Source organism: Micromonospora sp. NPDC050397, from assembly GCF_044901685.1.
Taxonomy (GTDB): domain Bacteria; phylum Actinomycetota; class Actinomycetes; order Mycobacteriales; family Micromonosporaceae; genus Micromonospora_G.
The window spans coordinates 1,312,988-1,333,628 of sequence record NZ_JBJDPS010000001.1 but is presented as its reverse complement, the minus strand read 5'-3'; the positions used below and the strand labels follow the sequence as shown (position 1 = coordinate 1,333,628).

The 20,641-nt window shown below is 69.2% G+C and carries 23 protein-coding genes; 13 read left to right on the top strand and 10 right to left on the bottom strand.

The window, feature by feature from the left end:
- Positions 1-58: 58 nt before the first annotated feature.
- Together mmsB and mmsA are read right to left on the bottom strand one after the other, a co-directional pair.
- Complete coding sequence (mmsB, locus tag ACI2K4_RS05285; protein WP_404508933.1) at positions 59-1,357, bottom strand: multiple monosaccharide ABC transporter permease; 1,299 nt, start codon at positions 1,355-1,357, stop codon at positions 59-61.
- Positions 1,354-2,874 (bottom strand): multiple monosaccharide ABC transporter ATP-binding protein, encoded by a 1,521-nt coding sequence (gene mmsA, locus ACI2K4_RS05280; RefSeq protein ID WP_404509199.1) that lies wholly within the window; start codon positions 2,872-2,874, stop codon positions 1,354-1,356. Before mmsA ends, mmsB begins: the two co-directional genes overlap by 4 nt.
- Positions 2,875-3,222: 348 nt before the next feature.
- Between mmsA and ACI2K4_RS05275 the strand changes: the two genes are divergently transcribed.
- A complete protein-coding gene (locus ACI2K4_RS05275) occupies positions 3,223-4,116 on the top strand; it encodes a shikimate dehydrogenase family protein (protein ID WP_404508932.1) in 894 nt (297 codons plus the stop codon).
- Positions 4,117-4,128: 12 nt separating this feature from the next.
- Here the strand turns inward: ACI2K4_RS05275 and ACI2K4_RS05270 are convergent, their stop codons facing one another.
- The gene (locus ACI2K4_RS05270) at positions 4,129-5,097 is read right to left on the bottom strand and encodes an FAD-dependent oxidoreductase (RefSeq protein WP_404508931.1); all 969 of its coding nucleotides are present in this window, start codon (positions 5,095-5,097) and stop codon (positions 4,129-4,131) included.
- Positions 5,098-5,178: 81 nt separating this feature from the next.
- On the opposite strand from ACI2K4_RS05270, the gene ACI2K4_RS05265 reads away from it, so the two are divergent.
- Positions 5,179-6,156 (top strand): LysR family transcriptional regulator, encoded by a 978-nt coding sequence (locus ACI2K4_RS05265; protein ID WP_404508930.1) that lies wholly within the window; start codon positions 5,179-5,181, stop codon positions 6,154-6,156.
- Here ACI2K4_RS05265 and ACI2K4_RS05260 read toward each other — a convergent pair.
- Positions 6,096-6,935, bottom strand: a complete 840-nt coding sequence (locus ACI2K4_RS05260) for an alpha/beta fold hydrolase (RefSeq protein ID WP_404508929.1) — start codon at positions 6,933-6,935, stop codon at positions 6,096-6,098. The genes ACI2K4_RS05265 and ACI2K4_RS05260 overlap by 61 nt on opposite strands.
- Before the next feature lie 95 nt (positions 6,936-7,030).
- Between ACI2K4_RS05260 and ACI2K4_RS05255 the strand changes: the two genes are divergently transcribed.
- The 7 genes from ACI2K4_RS05255 (at position 7,031) to ACI2K4_RS05225 (ending at position 13,505) form a co-directional block, all read left to right on the top strand.
- Positions 7,031-7,618, top strand: a complete 588-nt coding sequence (locus ACI2K4_RS05255; RefSeq protein WP_404508927.1) for a TetR/AcrR family transcriptional regulator — start codon at positions 7,031-7,033, stop codon at positions 7,616-7,618.
- Positions 7,619-7,911: 293 nt separating this feature from the next.
- Positions 7,912-8,916: an ion transporter gene (locus tag ACI2K4_RS05250; RefSeq protein WP_404508926.1), complete on the top strand. Its 1,005-nt coding sequence runs from the start codon at positions 7,912-7,914 to the stop codon at positions 8,914-8,916.
- A 32-nt stretch (positions 8,917-8,948) separates the two neighbouring features.
- Positions 8,949-9,464: a 2'-5' RNA ligase family protein gene (locus ACI2K4_RS05245; protein WP_404508924.1), complete on the top strand. Its 516-nt coding sequence runs from the start codon at positions 8,949-8,951 to the stop codon at positions 9,462-9,464.
- 147 nt (positions 9,465-9,611) lie between these two features.
- The gene (locus ACI2K4_RS05240) at positions 9,612-10,634 is read left to right on the top strand and encodes a tripartite tricarboxylate transporter substrate binding protein (protein ID WP_404508923.1); all 1,023 of its coding nucleotides are present in this window, start codon (positions 9,612-9,614) and stop codon (positions 10,632-10,634) included.
- A complete protein-coding gene (locus ACI2K4_RS05235; protein WP_404508921.1) occupies positions 10,631-11,173 on the top strand; it encodes a tripartite tricarboxylate transporter TctB family protein in 543 nt (180 codons plus the stop codon). Before ACI2K4_RS05240 ends, ACI2K4_RS05235 begins: the two co-directional genes overlap by 4 nt.
- Complete coding sequence (locus tag ACI2K4_RS05230; protein ID WP_404508920.1) at positions 11,174-12,748, top strand: tripartite tricarboxylate transporter permease; 1,575 nt, start codon at positions 11,174-11,176, stop codon at positions 12,746-12,748. It abuts the gene before it with no gap.
- Between the two features lie 292 nt (positions 12,749-13,040).
- On the top strand, positions 13,041-13,505 hold the full coding sequence (locus ACI2K4_RS05225) for a peptidoglycan-binding protein (RefSeq protein ID WP_404508919.1): 465 nt from the start codon (positions 13,041-13,043) through the stop codon (positions 13,503-13,505).
- A gap of 142 nt (positions 13,506-13,647) precedes the next feature.
- Here ACI2K4_RS05225 and ACI2K4_RS05220 read toward each other — a convergent pair whose 3' ends face one another.
- The 3 genes from ACI2K4_RS05220 to ACI2K4_RS05210 are packed head-to-tail and all read right to left on the bottom strand — an operon-like array spanning position 13,648 to position 15,416.
- Positions 13,648-13,878, bottom strand: coding sequence for a hypothetical protein (locus ACI2K4_RS05220; RefSeq protein ID WP_404508917.1), 231 nt, complete (start codon positions 13,876-13,878; stop codon positions 13,648-13,650).
- A gap of 30 nt (positions 13,879-13,908) precedes the next feature.
- A complete protein-coding gene (locus ACI2K4_RS05215; protein WP_404508915.1) occupies positions 13,909-14,160 on the bottom strand; it encodes a hypothetical protein in 252 nt (83 codons plus the stop codon).
- A 35-nt stretch (positions 14,161-14,195) separates the two neighbouring features.
- Complete coding sequence (locus tag ACI2K4_RS05210) at positions 14,196-15,416, bottom strand: helix-turn-helix domain-containing protein (protein WP_404508914.1); 1,221 nt, start codon at positions 15,414-15,416, stop codon at positions 14,196-14,198.
- Between the two features lie 483 nt (positions 15,417-15,899).
- Between ACI2K4_RS05210 and ACI2K4_RS05205 the strand changes: the two genes are divergently transcribed.
- The 4 genes from ACI2K4_RS05205 to ACI2K4_RS05190 all read left to right on the top strand — a co-directional run bounded on the left by ACI2K4_RS05205 (position 15,900) and on the right by ACI2K4_RS05190 (position 17,798).
- On the top strand, positions 15,900-16,697 hold the full coding sequence (locus tag ACI2K4_RS05205) for a helix-turn-helix transcriptional regulator (protein ID WP_404508912.1): 798 nt from the start codon (positions 15,900-15,902) through the stop codon (positions 16,695-16,697).
- Positions 16,694-16,876 (top strand): DUF397 domain-containing protein, encoded by a 183-nt coding sequence (locus tag ACI2K4_RS05200; protein ID WP_404509197.1) that lies wholly within the window; start codon positions 16,694-16,696, stop codon positions 16,874-16,876. Before ACI2K4_RS05205 ends, ACI2K4_RS05200 begins: the two co-directional genes overlap by 4 nt.
- A gap of 324 nt (positions 16,877-17,200) precedes the next feature.
- The gene (locus tag ACI2K4_RS05195; RefSeq protein WP_404508910.1) at positions 17,201-17,602 is read left to right on the top strand and encodes a Scr1 family TA system antitoxin-like transcriptional regulator; all 402 of its coding nucleotides are present in this window, start codon (positions 17,201-17,203) and stop codon (positions 17,600-17,602) included.
- 4 nt (positions 17,603-17,606) lie between these two features.
- Complete coding sequence (locus ACI2K4_RS05190) at positions 17,607-17,798, top strand: DUF397 domain-containing protein (RefSeq protein ID WP_404508909.1); 192 nt, start codon at positions 17,607-17,609, stop codon at positions 17,796-17,798.
- A 74-nt stretch (positions 17,799-17,872) separates the two neighbouring features.
- Here ACI2K4_RS05190 and ACI2K4_RS05185 read toward each other — a convergent pair whose 3' ends face one another.
- The 3 genes from ACI2K4_RS05185 to ACI2K4_RS05175 are packed head-to-tail and all read right to left on the bottom strand — an operon-like array spanning position 17,873 to position 20,631.
- Positions 17,873-18,790, bottom strand: a complete 918-nt coding sequence (locus tag ACI2K4_RS05185) for an aminoglycoside phosphotransferase family protein (protein ID WP_404508907.1) — start codon at positions 18,788-18,790, stop codon at positions 17,873-17,875.
- Between the two features lie 13 nt (positions 18,791-18,803).
- Positions 18,804-19,409 carry a DNA-binding response regulator gene (locus tag ACI2K4_RS05180; protein ID WP_404508905.1) on the bottom strand — a complete coding sequence of 202 codons (606 nt, stop codon included), beginning with the start codon at positions 19,407-19,409 and terminating at the stop codon, positions 18,804-18,806.
- A gap of 49 nt (positions 19,410-19,458) precedes the next feature.
- Positions 19,459-20,631: a sensor histidine kinase gene (locus ACI2K4_RS05175; protein ID WP_404508903.1), complete on the bottom strand. Its 1,173-nt coding sequence runs from the start codon at positions 20,629-20,631 to the stop codon at positions 19,459-19,461.
- Between the last annotated feature and the right edge of the window lie 10 nt (positions 20,632-20,641).

The window sequence follows — 20,641 nt, the reverse complement described above, 5'->3', positions numbered from 1 at the left end:
GCCCTTCTTCGAAGTGAACCGGGACGGATGGGTTTTCCGGCCCGTTGAACGGTGACCGTCAGCCGGCCACCGGGGTTTTCGCGGGCTCGGCGCCCGTCGCGGGCGTCGAGCCCGTCGGCGCTGGTGCGTCCCGCCGGAACTGCCTCATGAAGATTCCGCTGATCGAGGGACGGCCCTGGTTCTTGTTCCAGACGTCGAGCGCGACCGCGAGCAGCAGGACCAGACCCTTGATGATCTGGACCCGGTCCGATCCGACGCCCATGAGCTGCAGACCGTTGTTGAGTACGGCCATCACCAGGCCACCGACGATCGAGCCGCTGATGGTGCCCAGGCCACCGGAGACGGCGGCACCACCGATGAAGACGGCCGCGATCGCGTCGAGCTCCCAGCTCAGTCCGTCCTGTGGCCCGGAGGCGGCGGAGCGGGCGACGAAGATCATGCCGGCGATGGCGGCGAGGATCGACATGTTCATCATCACGTAGAAGTTGACCCGCCGGAGCCGCACACCGGAGAGCTCGGCGGCCCGGGAGTTGCCGCCGACGGCGTAGATGTGCCGGCCGCCAGCGGTGTTGCGGGTGATGAACGAGTAGATCAGGACCAGGACCGCGAGGATGATGCCGGAGACCGGGAAGCTGGTGCCGACCCGTCCGCCGGCGAAGCGCAGGGTCGCGTACACGATCACACCGATCAGCACGGCGGCCCGGAGCACCGAGATCCACATCGGTGCGACGTCGGCTTCCATCTCCCGGCGGGTCTGGCGCAGCCGCCACTCCCGGATCACCACGGCCACGCAGGCCACGAGCCCGAGCAGCAGGGTGAGGTTGTTGTACCCGGTGTCCGGTCCCACCTCGGGCAGGAAGCCGGCCCCGATGAACTTGAAGTCCTGGGGTACGGGAACGGTGTCGGCGTTACCGATGTACTGGTTGCCGCCCCGGAACAGCAGCATCCCGGCGAGGGTGACGATGAACGCCGGCACGCCGACGTACGCCACCCAGAACCCCTGCCAGGCCCCGACCAGCGCGCCCACCGCGAGCCCGATGAGGATCGCGACGAACCACGGGACCGAGTACTCCTGCATGACCTTCGCGACCACGATGCCGACAAACGCGGCGATCGAGCCCACCGAGAGGTCGATGTGACCGGCGACGATCACCATCAGCATCCCGATCGCCAGGATGAGGATGTAGGAGTACTGACTCACCAGCGAGATGAGGTTGGCGGAGTTCAGCGTGAGACCGTTGGTCAGGATTTGGAACAGCAGGACGATCGCCACCAGCGTGAAGATCATCCCGAACTGTCGGGCGTTGGAGGTGGTCCCTCCGAACAGGGACTTCCGAAGGTCTTTGATTCGACTCATGGCGTATGCGTCTTCTTCGCTGAGGTCATCTGCTTCAACAGGGTCTCCGGGTCCGCGTCCCGCTTCTCGACGTCGCCGGTGATGGTGCCTTCGAACACGGTGTAGATGCGGTCGCACAGGCCGATCAGCTCGGGCAGCTCCGAGGAGATGACGATGACGCCCTTGCCCTGGTCCGCGAGCCGCTGGATGATGCCGTAGATCTCGTACTTGGCGCCCACGTCGATGCCCCGGGTCGGTTCATCGAGGATGAGCAGGTCCGGGTCGGTGAACATCCACTTCGCCAGGACCACCTTCTGCTGGTTGCCGCCGGAGAGCTTGGTGACGCCCTCGTCGACGGTCGGGGCCTTGACCCGCAGGCTCTTGCGGTAGCCCTCGGCGGCCCGGTACTCCAGCACCCGGTCGAGCACCCCGCGTCGGGCGATCTTGGACAGCTTCGCCGAGACGACCGAGGTCTTGATGTCGTCGAGCAGGTTGAGCCCGATCGACTTGCGGTCCTCGCTGACGTACGCCAGGCCGTTCTCGATCGCGTCCGAGACCGACTTCAGCTCGATCTCCCGGCCGTCCTTGAAGATCTTGCCGGAGAGGTACATGCCGTACGACCGGCCGAAGACGCTCATCGCGAGTTCGGTACGTCCGGCCCCCATCAGCCCGGCGAAGCCGACGATCTCGCCACGCCGTACGTTGAAGCTGGACCCCTTGGCGACGAGACGTTCCGCCGAGATCGGGTGCCGTACGGTCCAGTCGCGTACCTCGAAGAAGACCTCGCCGATCGACGGGGTGCGCTCCGGAAAGCGGCTGTGCAGTTCCCGGCCGACCATGCCCCGCACGATCCGGTCCTCGTCGACACCGTCGGCCTTGACGTCGAGGGTCTCGATGGTGTGGCCGTCACGCAGGATGGTGATGGAGTCGGCGATCTGCGCGATCTCGTTCAGCTTGTGCGAGATGATGATCGAGGTGATGCCCCGCTCCCTGAACCCGCGCAGCAGGTCCAGCAGGTGCTGGGAGTCGTCCTCGTTCAGGGCGGCGGTGGGCTCGTCGAGGATGAGCAGCTTCACGTCCTTCGCGAACGCCTTGGCGATCTCGATGAGCTGCTGCTTGCCGACCCCGATGTCCTTGACCAGGGTGTCCGGGTCCTCCTGGAGACCCACCCGGGCCATCAACTCGATCGCCCGGCGGTTGGCGACCTTCCAGTCGATCGCACCTCCCCGGCGCGGTTCGTTGCCGAGGAAGAGGTTCTCGGTGATCGACATGCCGGGAACCAGCGCGAGTTCCTGGTGGATGATCACGATGCCGGCGTGCTCGCTGCTCCGGATGTCGGAGAAGCGGGACTCCGTGCCCTGGTACACGATCTGGCCCGAGTAGGTGCCGTACGGGTAGACCCCGCTGAGGACCTTCATCAGGGTGGACTTGCCGGCGCCGTTCTCACCGCAGATCGCGTGGATCTCACCGGCCCGGACCACCAGGTTCACGTCCGACAGCGCCTTGACGCCGGGGAACTCCTTGGTGATCGAGCGCATCTCGAGGAGAACCGGGGCGGCGCTCACGACAGCGGCTCCACGGTCGGGTTCCCCATCGGGCGCGCTCGCACGGCGGCCGGAGCCACCGGCCGGCCGGATCCCGGTCGCCGGAGGCGTCCGCGCGCGTCCACCGCAAGGGGGGCGCGCCACGTCACCAACGTCATCGTTGCCTCCGTGGGGAGATGTCAACAGCTCATGCGTTTGTTGCGGGAAGCAACCTATTGGAGACGAGCATGTTTCGCAACATTCGATTGCCCGCCTCTTGTAGTCAATTGAGCACGCAGAGTAAGCACGCTTTCGGCGGATGCGGCCCGCCGTCGATCGGTCGGGCGCCGGCATACTTGCCCGGTGGTTCCCACGTTGTGGTTCGTCGGGGTGTCGACGGGACAATCCCTCATCAATGAGGCTTTCCCGCTCTGGATCGCCGACCTCGGTCTTGACCTGCGACTCGTCGGCCGCGACCTGCCACCGGACGCGCCGGCCCCGGCCTATCGCGCGCTGCTGACCGAGCTACGTGACAGTAATCATGTTCTCGGCGCGGTGGTGACCTCGCACAAGGTAGCCGTCCTGCGGGCCGCGGGCGACCTGGTCGACCGGCTCGACCCGTTGGCGGCCGAGTGTGGCGAGGCCAACGCGCTCCGACGGGACCCGGACGGTCTGGCCGGTTTCGCCCGGGACCCGATCTCCGTCGGCCGGGTGGTCGACGAGATCTGGCCCGACGGTCGGGACGTGGTCTGCCTCGGGGCCGGCGGGACCGCCATCGCCCTCGGGCGTCACCTGCTCACCCGTACGGTCGCACCCGCCCGGTTGGTCTTCGCCGACCCGAGCCCGGAAGCGGGCCGCCACCTGCGGTCGGTGCTGGGCCCGTGGGCGCAGGCCCGACGGGTACGGCTGGAGGTGCACGTGGGCGCCGGACCCTGGAACCACCTGGTCCGGAGCAGCCCGGCCGGCACGCTCGTGGTGAACGCCACCGGCCTGGGCAAGGACCGTCCCGGAAGTCCGCTTTCGCCGACCGCCACCTTTCCACCCGACGCGGTGGTCTGGGAGCTGAACTACCGGGGCGACCTGACCATGCTGCGCCAGGCCGCCGACTCCGGCGAGGGCCTCGTGGTCCACGACGGTTGGCGCCTGTTCTGCCACGGCTGGGCCGCCGCACTCGGTCCGATCCTCGGTCTCGACGACGAGGCGGAGCGGGCGGAACGGTTCGCCGTACTCGCCGCGCACCTGCGTCCGTCCGGCTGACCGCCGAATCCGCTAGCCAACCGGCACGACGCCGGACAACTCGACCACCTCGTCCGCGCAGCCCCAGGAGAGGGTGACGCCGGCACCGCCGTGCCCGTAGCTGTGCACCAGTCGCCGCCCACCCGGCAGCCCGACCGGGTCGACCGCCACCCGCGCCCCGCCGTGCCGCGCCGGGCGCAGCCCGACCAGGTGTGCCAGCACCCGCGCGTCGGCCAGTTCCGGCACCAGGGCGGCGCACCGGCGCAGGATCGCCGCACCCTCGTCCCGGTCCGGTTCGGTGCCCCGGACGTCCCGCTCGAAGGTGCCGCCGAGCACCACGTCGGCACCGCGCGGGTGGACGTACGTGATCCCGGCCGGGTTCTGCTCGTCGCGTACCGAGGTGACCAGGCCCGGGTTCTCCACCAGGACGATCTGACCCCGGGCCGGATGGACCGCCGGGTCGGCGGCCAGTCCGCCCGAGGCCAGCCCGGTGGCGTTCACCACCACCGGCGCCAGGTCGGCGACATCCGCGAGCCGGTCCAGCCGCCGTCGCAGCACCGCCACTCCCCCGGCGGCGAGCTGCCGCAGCAACCACTCGAGGTACGGACCCATGTCCACCGTGGGCACGGTGAACCGCCACTCACCGGCGTAGCCGGACGGCACCTCGGCCGCCGGCGCCTGGCGGAAGTCCGGCACGGCCGGCGCCCACCACGGCGGCGACCCCGGCGACGTACGCAACAGCATCCGGGTCGGTCGCAGCACCACCCCCGGCGCCGCGTGTCCCGCCTGTTCGGTGAACTCGTCGAGGGTACGGCTGGCCCAGCCCAGCACCCGGGGGTCGCCGTCGGTGTGGGTCGGGTACCAGACGGCCGCCGCGACCCGCGAGACCGTCTCCGCGCTGTCGTCGGCCGTCACCACCGTCACCCGGGCCCCGGCCCGCCGCAGTCTCATCGCACAGGTCAGCCCGATCACGCCGGCGCCGACAACCACCACATCCGTCATGCCTCCCAGCGAACCCGCCGGGGCGGCCGGCGTCCAAGACGGGTCACCTACCACCTGATAAGAGATGCTTATCCTTGGTCGATGGAGCTGCGGTCGATGGAGCTGCGCCGGCTGCGTTACTTCGCCGTACTCGCCGAGGAGTTGCACTTCACCCGGGCCGCCGAACGCCTGCGCATCGCCCAGCCCGCGCTCAGCCAGCAGGTGCGGGCGTTGGAACGGGAGCTCGGCGCGCGACTGGTCGACCGGACCGCGCGGGGGTGCGTGCTCACCCCGGTGGGGGTGGTGGTCGCGGACGAGGCCCGGACACTGCTCACCCAGGCCGGAGCGGCCCGGGACCGGATCGCGGCGGCCGTACGCGGGCAGGGCGGACGGTTGCGGCTGGCCTACACCCGCTCGGCCCGGGGCGGCCGGGTGGACGCGTTGGTGGCCCGGTTCCGGGCGGAGAACCCGTACGTCGAGGTGGCGCCGGAGACCGGCTGGACCGCGCCGAACGTCGCCGGCCTGCTCTCCGGTCGCTACGACGCGGCGTTCGTCCGCCCTCCGGTGGACGAACCCGGGATCCGGTGCCACTTCGTCGACACCGAGGAACTGCTGCTGGCGGTGCCGGCGGACCACCCGTTGGCGAAGCGGCGGCGGATTCCCCGCGAGTTGGTGGTGGACGAACCGGCGGTGATGTGGCCGAGGGAGAACGGTCCCGGCATGTACGACCGGATCGTCCGGCAGATCTGGCCGCACGGCTTCAGCCCGGTCCGGCACGAGCCCGACGACGAGCAGTTGCTCCGGGCGGTCTCGGCCGGCGGCGTGCTCGCCGCCGTACCGGCCGGACGGGCCACCGCCCTGCGGGTGCCCGGGGTCCGGCTACGACACTTCACCGCCCCGGTGCCGACCGTCGACATCGGACTGGCCTACCACGTCCGGACCGTGACCCCGGTGGTGCTCCGGCTGCTCGCCCTGCTCGACCAGCCGTCCACGTTGACGGTGGACCCGCCCGCGCCGGCTCAGCCGAAGAACTCGGTGAGCACCCGTACGACGTCGTCCGGGCGTTCCTCGGCGAGGTAGTGACCCGCGCCGGCCAGTTCGACGAACCGGATGTCGTCGGCCCGGTCCGCCAGGGCCATCGGTAGCGGCGCGTAGTAGAGGCCACCGAGGGCGAGCACCGGCATCGGGAGCCTGCCGTACGTTTGCATGTCGGTGATGTCCTGCCCGAATGCCTGGTACCAGCCGTTCGCGGCCCGGATCGCGCCGGGCTGGTCGTAGGCGTCGGCGTAGATGGCGCGGCTCCGTTCGCTGATCGCGCCGACGTCCCTGGCCTGGTGTTCGATCAGCCAGTCGATGAGCAGACGGGCCCGACCGGCGAGCAGTTTCTCCGGCAGGTCGGCGACCTGGTTGAACGCGAACCACCACAGGTGCGGCTGACCGGGCTGGGGCAGCATGGCGAACGAGTTGAAGAACGTGTCGGGGTGCGGCACGTCGAGGATCGCGACCCGGTTCACCACCTCGGGGTGGTTGGCCGCGAAGCTGAACGCCACCATCGCCCCGATGTCGCTGCCGGCGATGTCGACCCGGTCGTAGCCGAGGTGCCGGACCAGTTCGGCCACGTCACGTGCCATGGTCTTCTTGTCGTACCCGGTGTCGGGCTTGGCGGAGTCACCCATGCCGCGCAGGTCGACCGCGATCACGCGGTGGCGCCGCGCCAACTCCGGCATGATCTTGTGGAACTCCCACCAGGTCATCGGCCAGCCCGGTAGCAGCAGCAGCGGTTGACCCGTCCCACCGGCGACGTAGTGCAACCGGGTGCCGTTGACCTCGGCGTAGCCGTCGTCGAATCCGTCGAGCATCAAGATCCCTTTCAGGTACGTGAACCCAAGTTCTCATTCCTCACGGACGGTACCAGTAACGTGAATTCACATTCACGCACGGGTAGCATGGCGTCGTGCCCAAACCGCGTGGCTTCGCCGAGGAGGAGATCCTCGACCGAGCATTAGACTATTTCTGGACAAACGGGTACGCCGGTACGTCGATCAACACCCTGATCGCCCACCTCGGCCTACACCCGGGCAGCCTCTACCGCACCTTCGGCGACAAGCACACGCTGTTCCTGCGCACGCTGGAGCACTACCGGGACACCCACACCCGCCGACTGGCCCCGACCCTGCTCGCGGGCGGCCCGGTGCTGCCACGCGTCCGCGCGGTCCTGGTCGACTACATCGAGGCCGCCGCCGCCGAGTCCCTGCCACGCGGCTGCGTGGCCGTCAACACCGTGGGTGAGCGGCTTCCGCTCGACCCCTCCGCCGCGCGGATCGTGCAGGAGATCCTGACCCTGGTCGAGGACGGCTTCCGGCAGGGACTGCGGGCCGCGGCCCGGCAGGGCGAGATCTCGCCGGATCTCGACCTGGCGGCCCACGCAACCATGCTCATGACCCTGCTCCAGGGGCTCCAGGTCGTGGTCAAGGTCGACCCGGACCCGGTCCGCCTCACCGGAATGGTCGACGCCACGCTCGCCACACTCCGCCCCCGGTAGTCGGCGCCGGGCGACACCCTCGACGGCCGGTGGGCGGGTGACCTGCTCGCCATCGGCACCTCGGTCACGGTCGTCGACCCCGCCGGCATCGTGCGGACCAGCAGCGACACCGCCCGGTCGGCCGAGGCGCCGGTCCGGTTCGAACTGCGGCGCACCGGGCGGGCGGACTACACCACCGCCTGCTGAGGGCGTGCCAATCCACTCCCCCGCCGCGCACCCAGATTCCGAAGAATGCCCCGTACCGCCGTAGGCTGCCCCGCGAAGAAGGTGATCCACAGGGGAGAGTGCTCGGGGTGAACGAGGTGCCGGCGGCCGTCAGGTCGCGCGTGGCGAGCTGGTGTACGGGTCTGGTCGGTGCCGAGTGGTTCAACGCCGCCTCGTTCGGCGTGATCATCGTGAACGCGATCGTGCTCGGGCTGGAGACGTACGACCGGTTTCTCGACCGGGCCGGCACCGCCCTGCTGGCCGTCGAGTACGCCTGTCTGCTCTGCTTCGCGGTCGAGCTCGCGATCCGCTTCGGCGCCCACCTCACCGCGCCACGCGAGTTCTTCCGTGACGGCTGGAACCTCTTCGACCTGGTGATCGTCTGCGCGCCGCTGCTGCCCGGCGTACGGGAGAGCGTCACGCTGCTGCGGCTGCTGCGACTGGCCCGGGTGGTCCGCGCGGTCCGGCTCTTCCCCAGCCTCCGGGTGATCCTCGGTGGTGTGCTGCGCAGCCTGCCCGGACTGGGCAGTTTCCTGCTGATCGCGACGCTGACCATCTACCTGTACGCGATGGTCGGCTGGATGACGCTGGGCGACGCCTACCCGGACCGGTACGGCACCGTCGGGCAGGCCATGCTGACGCTCTTCCTGCTGCTGTCGCTGGACGGCATCACCGACGCCCTGGAGGCGGGTCGGGTTGTCTCCGAGTGGAGCATCCTCTACTTCACCTCGTACATCGTGGTGGCGTCGTACCTGCTCACCAACCTGCTGATCGGCATCGTGCTGAAGGCGTTGGAGGAGGCGCACCAGGCCGAGCAGCCGGGCCGGAACGCGCCCGTTCCGGCCACGTCGCCTCTCCCGCCCCCGCCGCCGGTTCCGTCGGCGCCGACGGGTGCGGGAGCCGTGTCGGGACGGGCGGAACAGCCGCCCGGGTCGCCCCAGGACACCCGGCTGATCGGCGAACGACTGCGCGAGCTGCGCGCCGCCCTGGACGCCCTGGAAGCGGAGTTGGACCAGCAGCGGCGGGACGAGACGGACGAGGGGCCCCCGGCCGCGTGGGCGGCGATCGAGCGGGCGACCGCCGACCGCGCCTGAGCCAGCTCCCCGGAGCCCACTATCGTGATCAAATGGTCGCGGCGCTGGAACTGTATCTGGACCCGGACGCCACCCGGCGAATCCGGACGCTGTGGGACGCGCTGGAGTCCGAGGGCGTGCAGAGCATGCGGTCACTGCTCGGCCAGCGGCACCGCCCGCACGTGTCGCTGGCGGTCGCGCCGCGCCTCGACCCGGTCGTGGTCGCCGAGGCGCTGACCGGGATGGTGGTGGCCGCGCCGCTGCGGCTGTCGTTCCGGCACGCCGGGCAGTTCCTCGGGCGGGTGCTGTGGCTCGGGCCGACGCCGACCGTGGAGATGCTGGCCCACCACGCGCGGGTGTACGACCGGCTGAGCCGGGCCGGCGTGTCGCTCGCCGAGCACTACCAGCCGGATCACTGGGTCCCGCACTGCACGCTCTCGATGCGGGTGCCGAACTCGCTGATGGCCGCCGCCGTACGGCGTTGTCTGGAGGTGCTGCCACTGGAGGCGACGGTGGTCGGCGCGGCCGTCGCCGATCACGCCCGGGACATCGTCGCGCCGCTGGCCTGAGCCCGGTCGGCGGGTGCTCCGGCGCCCGGCAAGGTGTCCAGATTATTCCAATGTCGCTGGATTGATTGACAGCCCCTAGATCGACCGGTATCAAGATTGACACACGTATGTGTATACGATCTTGGCCTGGGCCGACGGGGAGGGTCAGTGAACGACTCGGGTGTGGCGGACGTCTTCAGCAGGCGTTCCGCCCTACGGATGGGTGCCGGCTTCGGTGCGGCGGCCTTCCTCGCCGGCTGCGGCGTGACGACGAGCAACGGCGGCGGTGACGGCGAATCCGACTACCCGCAACGCGCGGTCGAGCTGATCGTCCCGTTCGCCCCGGGCGGCAGCACCGACCTGATCGCCCGCACCCTCGGCAAGGCGATCGAGAAGCCACTCGGCCACTCCATGGTGATCGTCAACCGGGACGGCGCCGCCGCCGCGGTCGGCACCAAGGAGGTCGCCGCCGCGGCGGCGGACGGCTACAAGGTCGGCTTTCCGCCGAGTTCGCTGTTCACGCTCACCCCGCAACTGGTGAAGAACGCCGACACGGTGCCACTGGACGATCTCCGCGTGGTCACCGGGCTGACCGTGGAGAACATCGTCCTGGTCGCGCACCGGGACTCACCGTTCAAGACACTCGACGACGTGATCGCGCTCAAGAACAGCGGCCGACGGATCACGTACGGGCACTCCGGGGTGGGGACCGGGGCGTACTTCGCCCAGACCGCCTTCTACAAGCTCGCCGGGATCAACGCGACCGACGTACCGTTCGGCGGCGGCGGTCCGGCCGTCACCGCCGTGCTCGGCAAGCAGGTCGACATCGGCGCCTCGCAGCCGGCGGAGTCGATGCGGCTGGTCCAGTCCGGCGAGTTGCGCTGGCTGGGCGTGTTCAGCCAGCAGCGCAGTCCGTCCCTGCCGGACCTGCCCACCGCCACCGAGAAGGGGTTCGACCTGGTCGTCGACCAGGCCCGGTTCATCGCCGGACCGAAGGCGATCTCCGACCAGGTGGTGGAGGCGCTGCGGGCCGCGTTCCAGCAGGCGGTCACGGACCCGGCGTACGACGACTTCCTGAAGAAGAACTACATCGACCGGTTCGAGGTCCCGGGCCCCGACGTGGCCAGTAAGATCAAGAGTGACTTCGACCGGTACAAGGTCCTGATCGACCGGTTCGGGCTGCGCCCGTGACCGGCCGGCTCGACCAGGACGAGTCGGCCTCCCCTCCCCCGCAACCCGGCCTCGCCGCCGTCGACCCCGATGCCTATGTGGCCGAGGCGGAGATCCCGCCCGCCGGCCCGGTCGGGCAACTCGTCGCCGGAGCCGTACCGGTCGCCCTCGGCCTGACCTGCCTCGCGTACGCGGTCTCGCTCGGCCTCGGCACGGCGACCGAGGCCGGGCCGGGGCTCTGGCCCGCGATCGCGAGCCTGCTCCTGGTCGCGGCCGGGCTCTGGTCGCTGGTCTTCGAGCGGCACACCCAGGGCGCCGAGCAGTTCAGCCGGGGCGCGGTCGGGATCGCCGTCGGGATCGCCGGCCTGGTCGTCTTCGTCCTGCTGATCAGCCGGATCGGGTTCGAGATCCCGACCCTGCTGACCATGGTGCTCTGGCTGAAGGTGCTCGGCCGGGAAGGGTGGCTGACCACCGCCGTGGTCAGCGTCGTCACCACCGCGGCGCTCTACCTGCTGTTCGTGATCCTGATCGGCGTCCCGTTACCGAGATTGGCCTTCTGAGTGGACTTCCTCGAGCCCGCGCTCTCCGGCTTCGGGGTGGTCTTCACTCCGGTGAACCTGGCCTACGTCCTCGCCGGTGTCGTGATCGGAATGGTCATCGGGGTCCTGCCCGGCCTCGGCCCGGTGGCGACGATCGCACTGCTGCTGCCGATCACGTACGAGATCCCGGCCGAGGGCGCGATCATCCTGCTCGCCGGCATCTACTACGGCGCCATGTACGGCGGAACGATCACCTCGGTCCTGTTGCGCCTGCCCGGCGAGGCGGCCACCGTGATCACCACGATCGACGGGTACCAGATGGCCCGCCAGGGCCGGGCCGGCTCGGCACTCGGCATCGCGGCGATCGGGTCGTTCATCGGCGGCACGGTCAGCATCGTCGGGCTGACCCTGGTCGCCCCGCTGCTCGCCAGCCTCTCGCTCGGCTTCGGGCCACCGGAGAACGCGGTGCTGGCTGCGATGGGCATCCTGCTCGTCGCCAGCCTCGGCACGGTGTCGACCGCCAAGAGCCTGGCCGCCGCCGCGCTCGGGCTGCTGCTGGCCGCGGTCGGTCCGGACCCGCTGTTCGCCTCACCCCGGTTCACCTTCGGCAACATCAACCTGGCCGACGGGGTCGACTTCATCGCCCTCGCGATGGGGCTGTTCGGGCTCGGCGAGATCCTCTACCACCTGGAACACCGGGCCCGGAACACGGTGCCGAAGCCGAAGGTCAGCAACGTCTGGCCGTCGCGGGCCGAGTGGCGACAGTCCCGGGGCGCGATCGGGCGCGGCTCGGTGGTCGGCTTCTTCATCGGCCTGCTGCCGGGCGGCGGCGGGGTGCTGTCGTCGATGGCCGCGTACGCGTTGGAGAAGCGGCGCAGCCGGCAGCCGGAGCGGTTCGGCCGGGGCGCGATCGAAGGGGTCGCGGCCCCGGAGACCGCGAACAACGCCGCCGCGACCTCGTCGTTCATCCCGCTGCTCACCCTGGGCATCCCGACCAACCCGGTGATGGCGCTGATCTTCGGTGCGCTGCTGTTGCAGGGCATCGCCCCCGGCCCACGCCTGATCGACGAGAACCCCGAGGTCTTCTGGGGCGTGGTCGACTCGATGTACGTCGGCAACATCTTCCTGCTGATCCTCAGCGTGCCGCTGGTCGGCGTCTTCGTCCGGCTCGTCTCCGTACGCGACAGCATCCTCGCGCCGATCGTGGTGATGGTGACCATGCTCGGCGTCTACACCGTGAACAACAGCATCTTCGACATGCTGCTGGTGATCTTCTTCGGCGTGATCGGCTACCTGATGAAGAAGACCGGGTTCGAACCCGGACCGCTGGTGCTCGCCTTCGTGCTGGGCAGCCTGCTGGAGACGGCGATCCGGCAGTCGATGCGGATCTTCGACGGCGACCCGACCGGCTTTGTCACCCGCCCGATCTCCGGCACCCTCTTCGTGGCCGGTGTGCTGGCGCTGCTCGTACCGGTCGGGCTGCGGCTGCTGCGGGCACGGCGTAGCCGTACCGAGGCGAGCGTGCCGACCAACGCGACGGAGCCGACCGAATCGGCCGAGCCGCTCGACAGCGACGTGCCGGGCGGATCGCGGTAGGCCCCGCCCGGTCGGCGCGACTGACCCGGCCCGCCGTTGGGTAGCCGGTGCCACACACCGCCCACATTCATGTCGCCGCACTTGTACCACTCGATGTGACCACAGGTCAGCCGAGAGGAAGACCGATATCAATGGTTCGGGTCGCAGGAAGAAACGACGACGTTGCCATCGACGATCTTACATGTTAGGGTGATTCCGAGAGCGCTCGGGCCTAGCCTGAAATGGCTTCGCTGCGGTTTTCCGCATGGCGCAGAGTCCAAGAATGCAATCAGTCGACACTACGGGGGTCAACATGAATCTGCTCAAACGACGGGCCGTCCGGCTTGCCGCCGGAGTACTCGCTGCCGTGCCCTTCCTTGTCGGAGTCGCGGCCTCACCGGCCAGCGCCGCCGCCTCCTGCACCGGCACAACGCAATTCTTTGTCGGGGACCGTCAGTTCACGATGCCAACCGTTGGAAACAGTACCGCAAACGTCAACTGCGTGCTGGGGGTAGGCAATCAGAGCGCGGCCGTCTCGAATCTCCAGAGACACCTGAACGCCTGCTACTGGTCCGGATCCAGCGCAGGAGGGCACCGCAACGTGTTCGGTACCGCCCTCGTGGTTGACGGCGACTTCGGTGGCAATACGCGCTCTGCTCTGGCTGCGGCTCAGAGATCTCATTCAATCGCCGACGATGGTGTTTACGGTCCGCAAACTCGGCAGACCATCCTGTTCGTCACCACCCACACGAATGTCTGCGCTCGCTTCGGCCAGTGAGACCATTTCTGATGTGCGTGGGGAGCTGACCGGCTCCATCCCTGCACGCGTCGCGCCTCTTTGCCCCCTCTTCGGTCGGTAAGCCGATCTCGCGCGATCGGTTCAACCCCGAAGAGGGGGCGCGCGATTCGAGGCGACCGGATCAGGCGTCCCCTCCGTCCCCACCGTCATCGCCGTCGTCCGACGCGTCGCCGCCGCCTCGCGAGTGGGAGTCGTATCCGTCGCCGTGTTCGTCACGCCTCCCATTGGGCACGGCGGGCAGGCCGGGCAGACGGGCCACCCGCTGACGCAGTCGGATGGCACCGACGACGAGTGCGAGGAAGACCACGATGCACAGGACGTTGAGGAGGAGCGAGCCGACGCCTTCGGACATGAGGCCGACGATAGTGAGGCAAAGCCACACTCAGATCGATCGCAGCCGCCGCCGCAGCGGCGGGTCATCGACCCAGGCAACGAACCTCGCTTCGGCCTGCTCGCGGCTCAGCTCGGGCAGGCCGACCATCGCCTTGTCGCGGAAGCTGGCCATCACCCAGGCCAGACGTCGTCGGTCGGTTCGGTACCAGCTCCACATGCGGCGTTTGAAGGTCTGGCATGGCCACTCCTCGCCGTCGTCACGACAGCACCAGTCCTCGCCCGGCCGGTGCGGGGTGCCCACCGGATCGCCGTCCTCCGGGTCGTCATGCCGCCCGTTCACACCCGTACTCCCATCCGGTCGGCGAGGTCGGTCACCAGCGCGGACGGGCTGCCCGGGGTACGGCGCAGGATCTCGGCCATCACGGCGTGGGCGACCGGGCGGGTGCGGATTTCGGCTGGGGCGACGCGGTCGGCTTCGACGAGGCATTCGCCACCGTTACTCAGGTTGCCCTCGATGACGTGTCCTCGGGCGATGTCGAGCAGGTGTTGTGCCCTACGTTCGGGCATCAGGGCACCGAACCGGCGTAGGGGCAGACCCTGGTTGATGGTGACCGCTCGGCCGCCGTCGCCCAGTTCGACCGCTGCTGCGGCGGCGTGGAGTTGCAGATTCGTCGGGCCGAAGGAGGTCCAGTGGCGGTTGTCGTCCTTGCCGATGGTGGTGGCGGCGACCTTCGCCTCGCGCAGCAGTTCCCGGACGCTCGTGTGGTCGCCCAGGTGTGCCGCCGCCATAGTGGCCTGGAGCAGTAATGATCCGTACACGGAGACCCGGTCGCGGTCGGCCCAGGTCGCGCCGTCGGGGGCGAGGCGGTGGGCGGTGACGATGTTCGCCTCGAACGCCTGCCGGACGTGGCCGGCGGCGAGCAACGCGTTGGCGAACCTGGTGGTGCCGGTCCCGGCGCGCAGCGCGTCACCGGTCCGAACCGCGATCGAGATCGCCCGCTCGGCGGTCAACCTGGCCAGGTCGTACGCGCCGAGCTTCCGCAACGCCGACGAGGTGACCTGGTACACCTGCCCGAGCAGGCTCGCCGCCTGCTCACCGTTACCCCCGCTGTAGTACGCGTCAGCCGCCTGCACCTGACCCAGCAGGGTCGGCAGCTCACGGACGAGGATGTCGTACCGGGCGTGCTGGAGGCTCAGCCACGCGTGCGTGACCGCTTTGCGCAAATCGGCCACGGGCAGCGGAGACGCCGGAGTGCCGAGGTACGCGGCCGGCGCAAAGTGGGTGAGCGTCAGTCGAAGCTTGTCGAGGTCGATCTGGTCGGTGGTCGGCACGGTCTGCGTGCTCTCGACCTGGCTGGTCAGCATGTCGACGCTGATCTGAAGCACCCCGGCCATGTCGAGCAGGACGCTGAACTTGTCCAACCGCCGTTCACCACGCTCGACCTTGTCCACCCAGCTCTTCGACTTCCCGAGCCGGTCGGCGAACACCTGCTGGGACAACTTCCGCCGCCCCCGCCAGTACGCCACCCGCCGCCCGATCGGCAGCTCCTCACCCACCGGCTCAGCCCGCAGAGTTACGACGGACCCGCCCGGACACCCCGACCGCGAAAAACTCCAACGGCAGAGGCTTACTACCGGTGTCAAACCGGCCCCGGTTCGGCTGCCGACGACGAGTGCCAGGAGCCGGAGGTAGATCAGGCGTCACCTCGCGTGGCGGCGTGGTGGGATCCGTCGGCTGATCGTAGTGGTCGAACATTTGAGTCTCCTTTCGGGATCTGGAAGGGGCCGCCCCGGGTGCGCGAGCAGCAGTGTGAGATACACGAGGCGGCCCCGCAGTTCTGCCCCGGCTCTTGCCGTAGCTCAGAGCAGTTCCGCTAATGACACTCTCGTGTGGATGAGCCTATTCTCGGAACAGCAACGGGCGGGTCAGAGCACGAACAGGTAGAGATCACGAACATTGAGTGATCCCCACGAGGACAGTCGTCACCTGGGCAGCCCTGTAGATCCAGTGGACAGTTTTGTAGAGAGGCAGGAGTACCGATGCCCGTAACCCCCCTGCAGTTCTTCCTTCGCGAGCTACGGAAACGGCGCGAGGCGGTACCCCTGACCCAGGACGAGTTGGGCAGAAAGATCGCGTTCTCGGCTTCTCACGTAAGCGCCGTTGAGCTGGGCAACCGGCCGCCAAAAGAGGACTACCTGACAGTGCTCGACCAGGCCCTGAACACGGGCGGTTTGTTCCTGTCCATGTGGCAGGACCTGGTGAAGGACGAGGCGGCACCAAGATGGCTCCGCGAGTGGCTGGAGTACGAACGCGAAGCCATCGCGCTCCGCTGGTACGAGCCTGCCTACGTTCCCGGTCTGCTCCAGACTGAGGCATACGCTCGGGCGACGGTCATGGGCGCTCGTCTTACCCCCGACCAGGCCGAACAGCGGGTTCTCTCGCGGCTCGAACGGCAATCCGTGCTAACGCGTGACCCGCTTCCACAGGCATACTTCGTGCTTGACGAGCAGGTGATCAGGCGGCCGTGCGGCCGCCCAGGTGTGATGGCGGAGCAGTTGGAGCACCTGGTGACCCAGGCAGAACAGGAGCACATTCAACTGCACCTCGTACCAGCCGAGGTGGGGATGTACCCAGGGCTGGCCGGCGCCTTCATCCTCGCCGAGCTGCCGGACAACTTCCGGGTGGGTCACGTCGACACCCAACTCAAGGCGCAGATCGTCTTGCGTGCGGACGACGTTGCTAACCTCAGCATGACGTGGGAGAGCGTCCGTGGAATCGCCCTCCCACGTGGGCAGTCCCTCGATCTCCTCAAGGAAGTGGCGAAGACATGGACATGACCGGCGCCCAGTGGCGGAAGTCGACCCGCTCGTCCTCTAACGGCGGGTCATGCGTGGAGGTCGCCGACAATCTCCCCGGCCGCGTACTGGTCCGAGACACCAAGGACCGTGACGGCGGCACCCTCAGTTTCGGCCCAGACGCGTGGCGCGCGTTCGTCGGGCTGGCGAAGCAGCACTGACCTCACCCCAGCGTCCCCCGTGCCGTGGCAGGTACGGGGGACGCTGTCGGTCTGAAGTCCTACTGCCGCGACGCAGGACTACGGTCGGCCGTCAAGGAACACCCGTAGGCGGGGAAGGTGCTGCTGAATTTGTTGGGAGGGGCGTAGAGAACCTACGGCCGGACGTAGTGCGGCGCCGCGACCCAGCGTGGCTACGGGGGCAAATCGGACATGAACAAGACGCACGTCTGCTGCGCTGGTTCGAACCCGCGCTGGTGCCGGTCCTGCTACAGCGAGGCGTACGCGCGAGCTGTGTTGTCGTGGGCGGCCTGACGAACGCGGACGATGTCGAGCAGCGTGCAACCTCCGGATCGAGCAGCAGGTGCTCCTGTCCGGATCGAGGCGGCCGCAGTTCTTCGTCATCATCGACGAAGCCCTCCTACGACCGGCGTCGATAGCCGAGAAGTTTCCAGTGCAGTGCAGTGCACCCACCTGGTCCGGCTTGCGGAGCGACCCCATGTGCATATTCAGGTGGTGCCAGCCGATGCCGGGGCTCAAGCTGGACTTGCTGGGGGCTTCATCATGACAATGGATCCGCTCAGTGAGGCCGTGCACCTGGACGATTCGCTACAACCGCGCGTGGTCTTTCAGCAGGCCGACATCGATACGCCGCAAAGCATGTGGAGGGCCATCCTGCGGTATCACGGCCGACCACACCCGCCCTCGACCTACTCAAGGAAGTGGTAGCGACATGGCAGACCTGACCGGCGCCATCTGGCGGAAGTCGACCCGCAGCGGTAACGGCGGGTCCACCTGCGTCGAGGTGGCGAAGAACCTCCCGGGCGTCGTCGGCGTACGCGACAGCAAGGACCCCACAGGGCCCGCCCTGACCTTCGAGCCGACCGCGTGGCGCGCGTTCGTCGGACTGGCGAAGCAGCACTGACCTCACCCAACGTCCCCCGTGCCGTGGCAGGTACGGGGGACGTTGTCGTTCCAGCGACGGAACCGCCTCGGGCGCTACGGTCGGCCGTCGAGGAACATGCGCAGACGGGTGAAGGTGCTGTTGTTGGCACCGGGCACGTGACCGTTGACCGCGCGGCAGGCCCAGCCCAGGCGCATCGCCACCCGGCTGGCGGCCACGAGGTCTCCGGCGAAGCGCTCGGCGTACGGGGCCAGGTAGGCGTCGCGGAACGGGGCGACGTCGACCGAGTTCTCGACGTCGTCCAAGCCCCACGCCAGCACCCCTTCGAGGGTGACCGAGAGGGTGAAGAACGGGTGCGAGACGCAGGCGTCGCCCCAGTCGAGCACCAGGTGACGGCCGTCGCGGACGAAGACCTGCCCGTCGTGCAGGTCGTCGTGCTGGAGGAGTTCGGGCAGCCCGTACGCGGCGAGTTCGCCGCAGAGGTCGGCCACCATCGGCGCGGCGTCACGGAACCGCCGCTCGGCGTCGATCTCGTCCATCAGCCGCTCGTAGGCCGACGGGAGCACGGCCAGCCGCATGTCCGGAACGCCGAGCGCGAGCAGGTCGTCCACGTCCGGGGCGAGGTCGAGTTGGATGCCGGCGTAGAGCGGGAGGATGTCGTACCAGCGCTTCAGGCTGGCTTCGCGGGGCGCCACCGTACGCAGGCTCTCCCCGCCGTCGGACATCAGCATCCAGCCGATGGTGGTGTCGGCGGCGAGCAGGGGCGGCACCGCGTCGGGTCGGCGGGCGGCGAGTCGTTCGACGACGGCGGCCTCGTGTCGTAGCGGCTCGGCGTTGGCCTTGAACCAGACGTCGCCGGCCTCGGTGGGGGCACGCAGCACCGTCGACCACGGGTAGACGTGCGGCTGCTCGATCACGCCGGTCCGGCTCATGCCCAACTCGTCGAGGCGGCCGTCGATCCAGGTGTGTGCCCCGGCCAGCCAGTCGCGGTCGCGCCAACGCTTGTCGTCCATGATTGGGGACACGCTACAACCAACCGTGCTCGCGCGCGGTCTCGATTGCCTCGGCACGGTTGGTGGCCCCGAGCTTGCCGACGACGGCGGCCAGATAGTTGCGGACCGTCCCGTTCGAGAGGTGCGTACGCCGGGCGATCACCGCGACCGGGGTGCCGTACTCGGCCAGCCGCAGCACCTCCAGCTCTCGCGGGGTCAGCGGACAGACCGGCGCGGCGAGGGCGGCTGCGGCCAGCGACGGGTCGACGTAGCGGTCGCCGCCGTGCACCCGCCGGATCACGTCGGCCAGCGTCCCGCCCGGTGAACCTTTCGGCAGGAAGCCCTTCGCACCGGCGGTGAGCGCCCGCTGGAGATGCTGTGGTCGCCCACGGCCGGTCAGGATCACCACCGCGCAGGCCGGCAGTGCCCTGGTCAGCTCGGTGATCACCGCCCAACCGTCCGAGACGGGCATCTCCAGGTCGACCACGGCCACGTCCGGCTGATGTGCGAGGGCGGCGGTGACGGCCGTCCTTCCGTTCGCCGCCTGGGCCACGACCTCGATGTCGTCCTCCAGGCCGAGCAGCGCGGCCAGGGCGACCCGGATGAGTTCCTCGTCGTCGGCGAGCAGCACCCGGATCACCGTGTCACCACTTCCCGTGGGAGTCGGAGCAGTCCGTCGCCGCGCACGGTCACGGCTCCAATTTCACCACGGCCCGGAGGGTGAACACGCCGTCGGCGCTGCCGGTCCGCAGCGTGCCGCCGGTCTCGCCGAGCCGGTCGGCCAGGCCGCGCAGCCCGTGACTGTACCGGTCCGGTCCGGCGTCGGTGACGCCGTCGTTGGTCACGGTGAGCCGTATCCCGTCCGGTTCCTGGTCGATGTCGATCGTGCACCACTGGGCCCGGCTGTGTCGCAGCACGTTGCTGCTCGCCTCGCGCAGGATCGGGGCCAGTTGGGCCGCGACCGGCGCCGGCAGCTCGGCGTCGGGCGCGGTGACGGTGCAGCGTACGCCGGACGAGCGCAGGACCTGCGCGATGGCGGCCAGGTGTGCGGGCAGGTCGACGCGGCGGTAGCCGTGCACCGCCTCGCGTACGTCGTGCAGCGCCGAGACGGCCAGCCGCTGTGCCTCTGCCGCTTCGAGTCCGGCCCGTACGGCGTCGACCGGCGCCAGGCGGGCCGCCAGTTCGGCCTTGAGCGCGATCACCGTGAGGTTGTGGCCGAGCAGGTCGTGTACGTCGCGGGCGAACCGCAGCCGCTCCTCCGCGGCGGCGAGTTGTGCCTGTGCCGTGCGCCCCTGTCGGGCCTGGACGAGCAGGTCCCAGAACCAGACCTGTAGCCAGTTGATCACGGCGGTGCCGAGTCCGAAGGCGCCGGTGACGAGGAGGTGACCGGTGGCCGAGCCACCGGTCCATCGGGCGACGCCCACGCTGGCGGCGAACGTCAGCACCGTGGTGGCGACCGCGACCGGCCAACGCGACAGCAGCGGGACCACACCGATGACGGTGGCCCCGAGCCAGGCCCAGGTCGGCCACACCCCTGCGGCCACCGGGCCGACCAGCGGCACGGAGAGCAGGGTCGCTCCGGCGAACGCGAGCAGCAGTGCCCGCCGGGCCGGCTCGGCCAGCCATGGCGTGACCAGCGTGTACAGCACGCCGACGTGGGTGGCGGTGAAGACGAGGACCCCGGTCGCACCGAGCACGAGCCAGAGCTGCCGGGGTTCGCGTACCAGCCCGACGAGCGGCATGAGCAGGCTGGTCATCAGGTTCACCGCGAGGGCCAGCAGGGTGACCATCCGTGCCCGGCGCAGCCGAGGGTCGGCCCGCGACTGGTCGGGTTCGGGCAGCACGGCGTCGATGCTAGTCAACGGCGCCGAT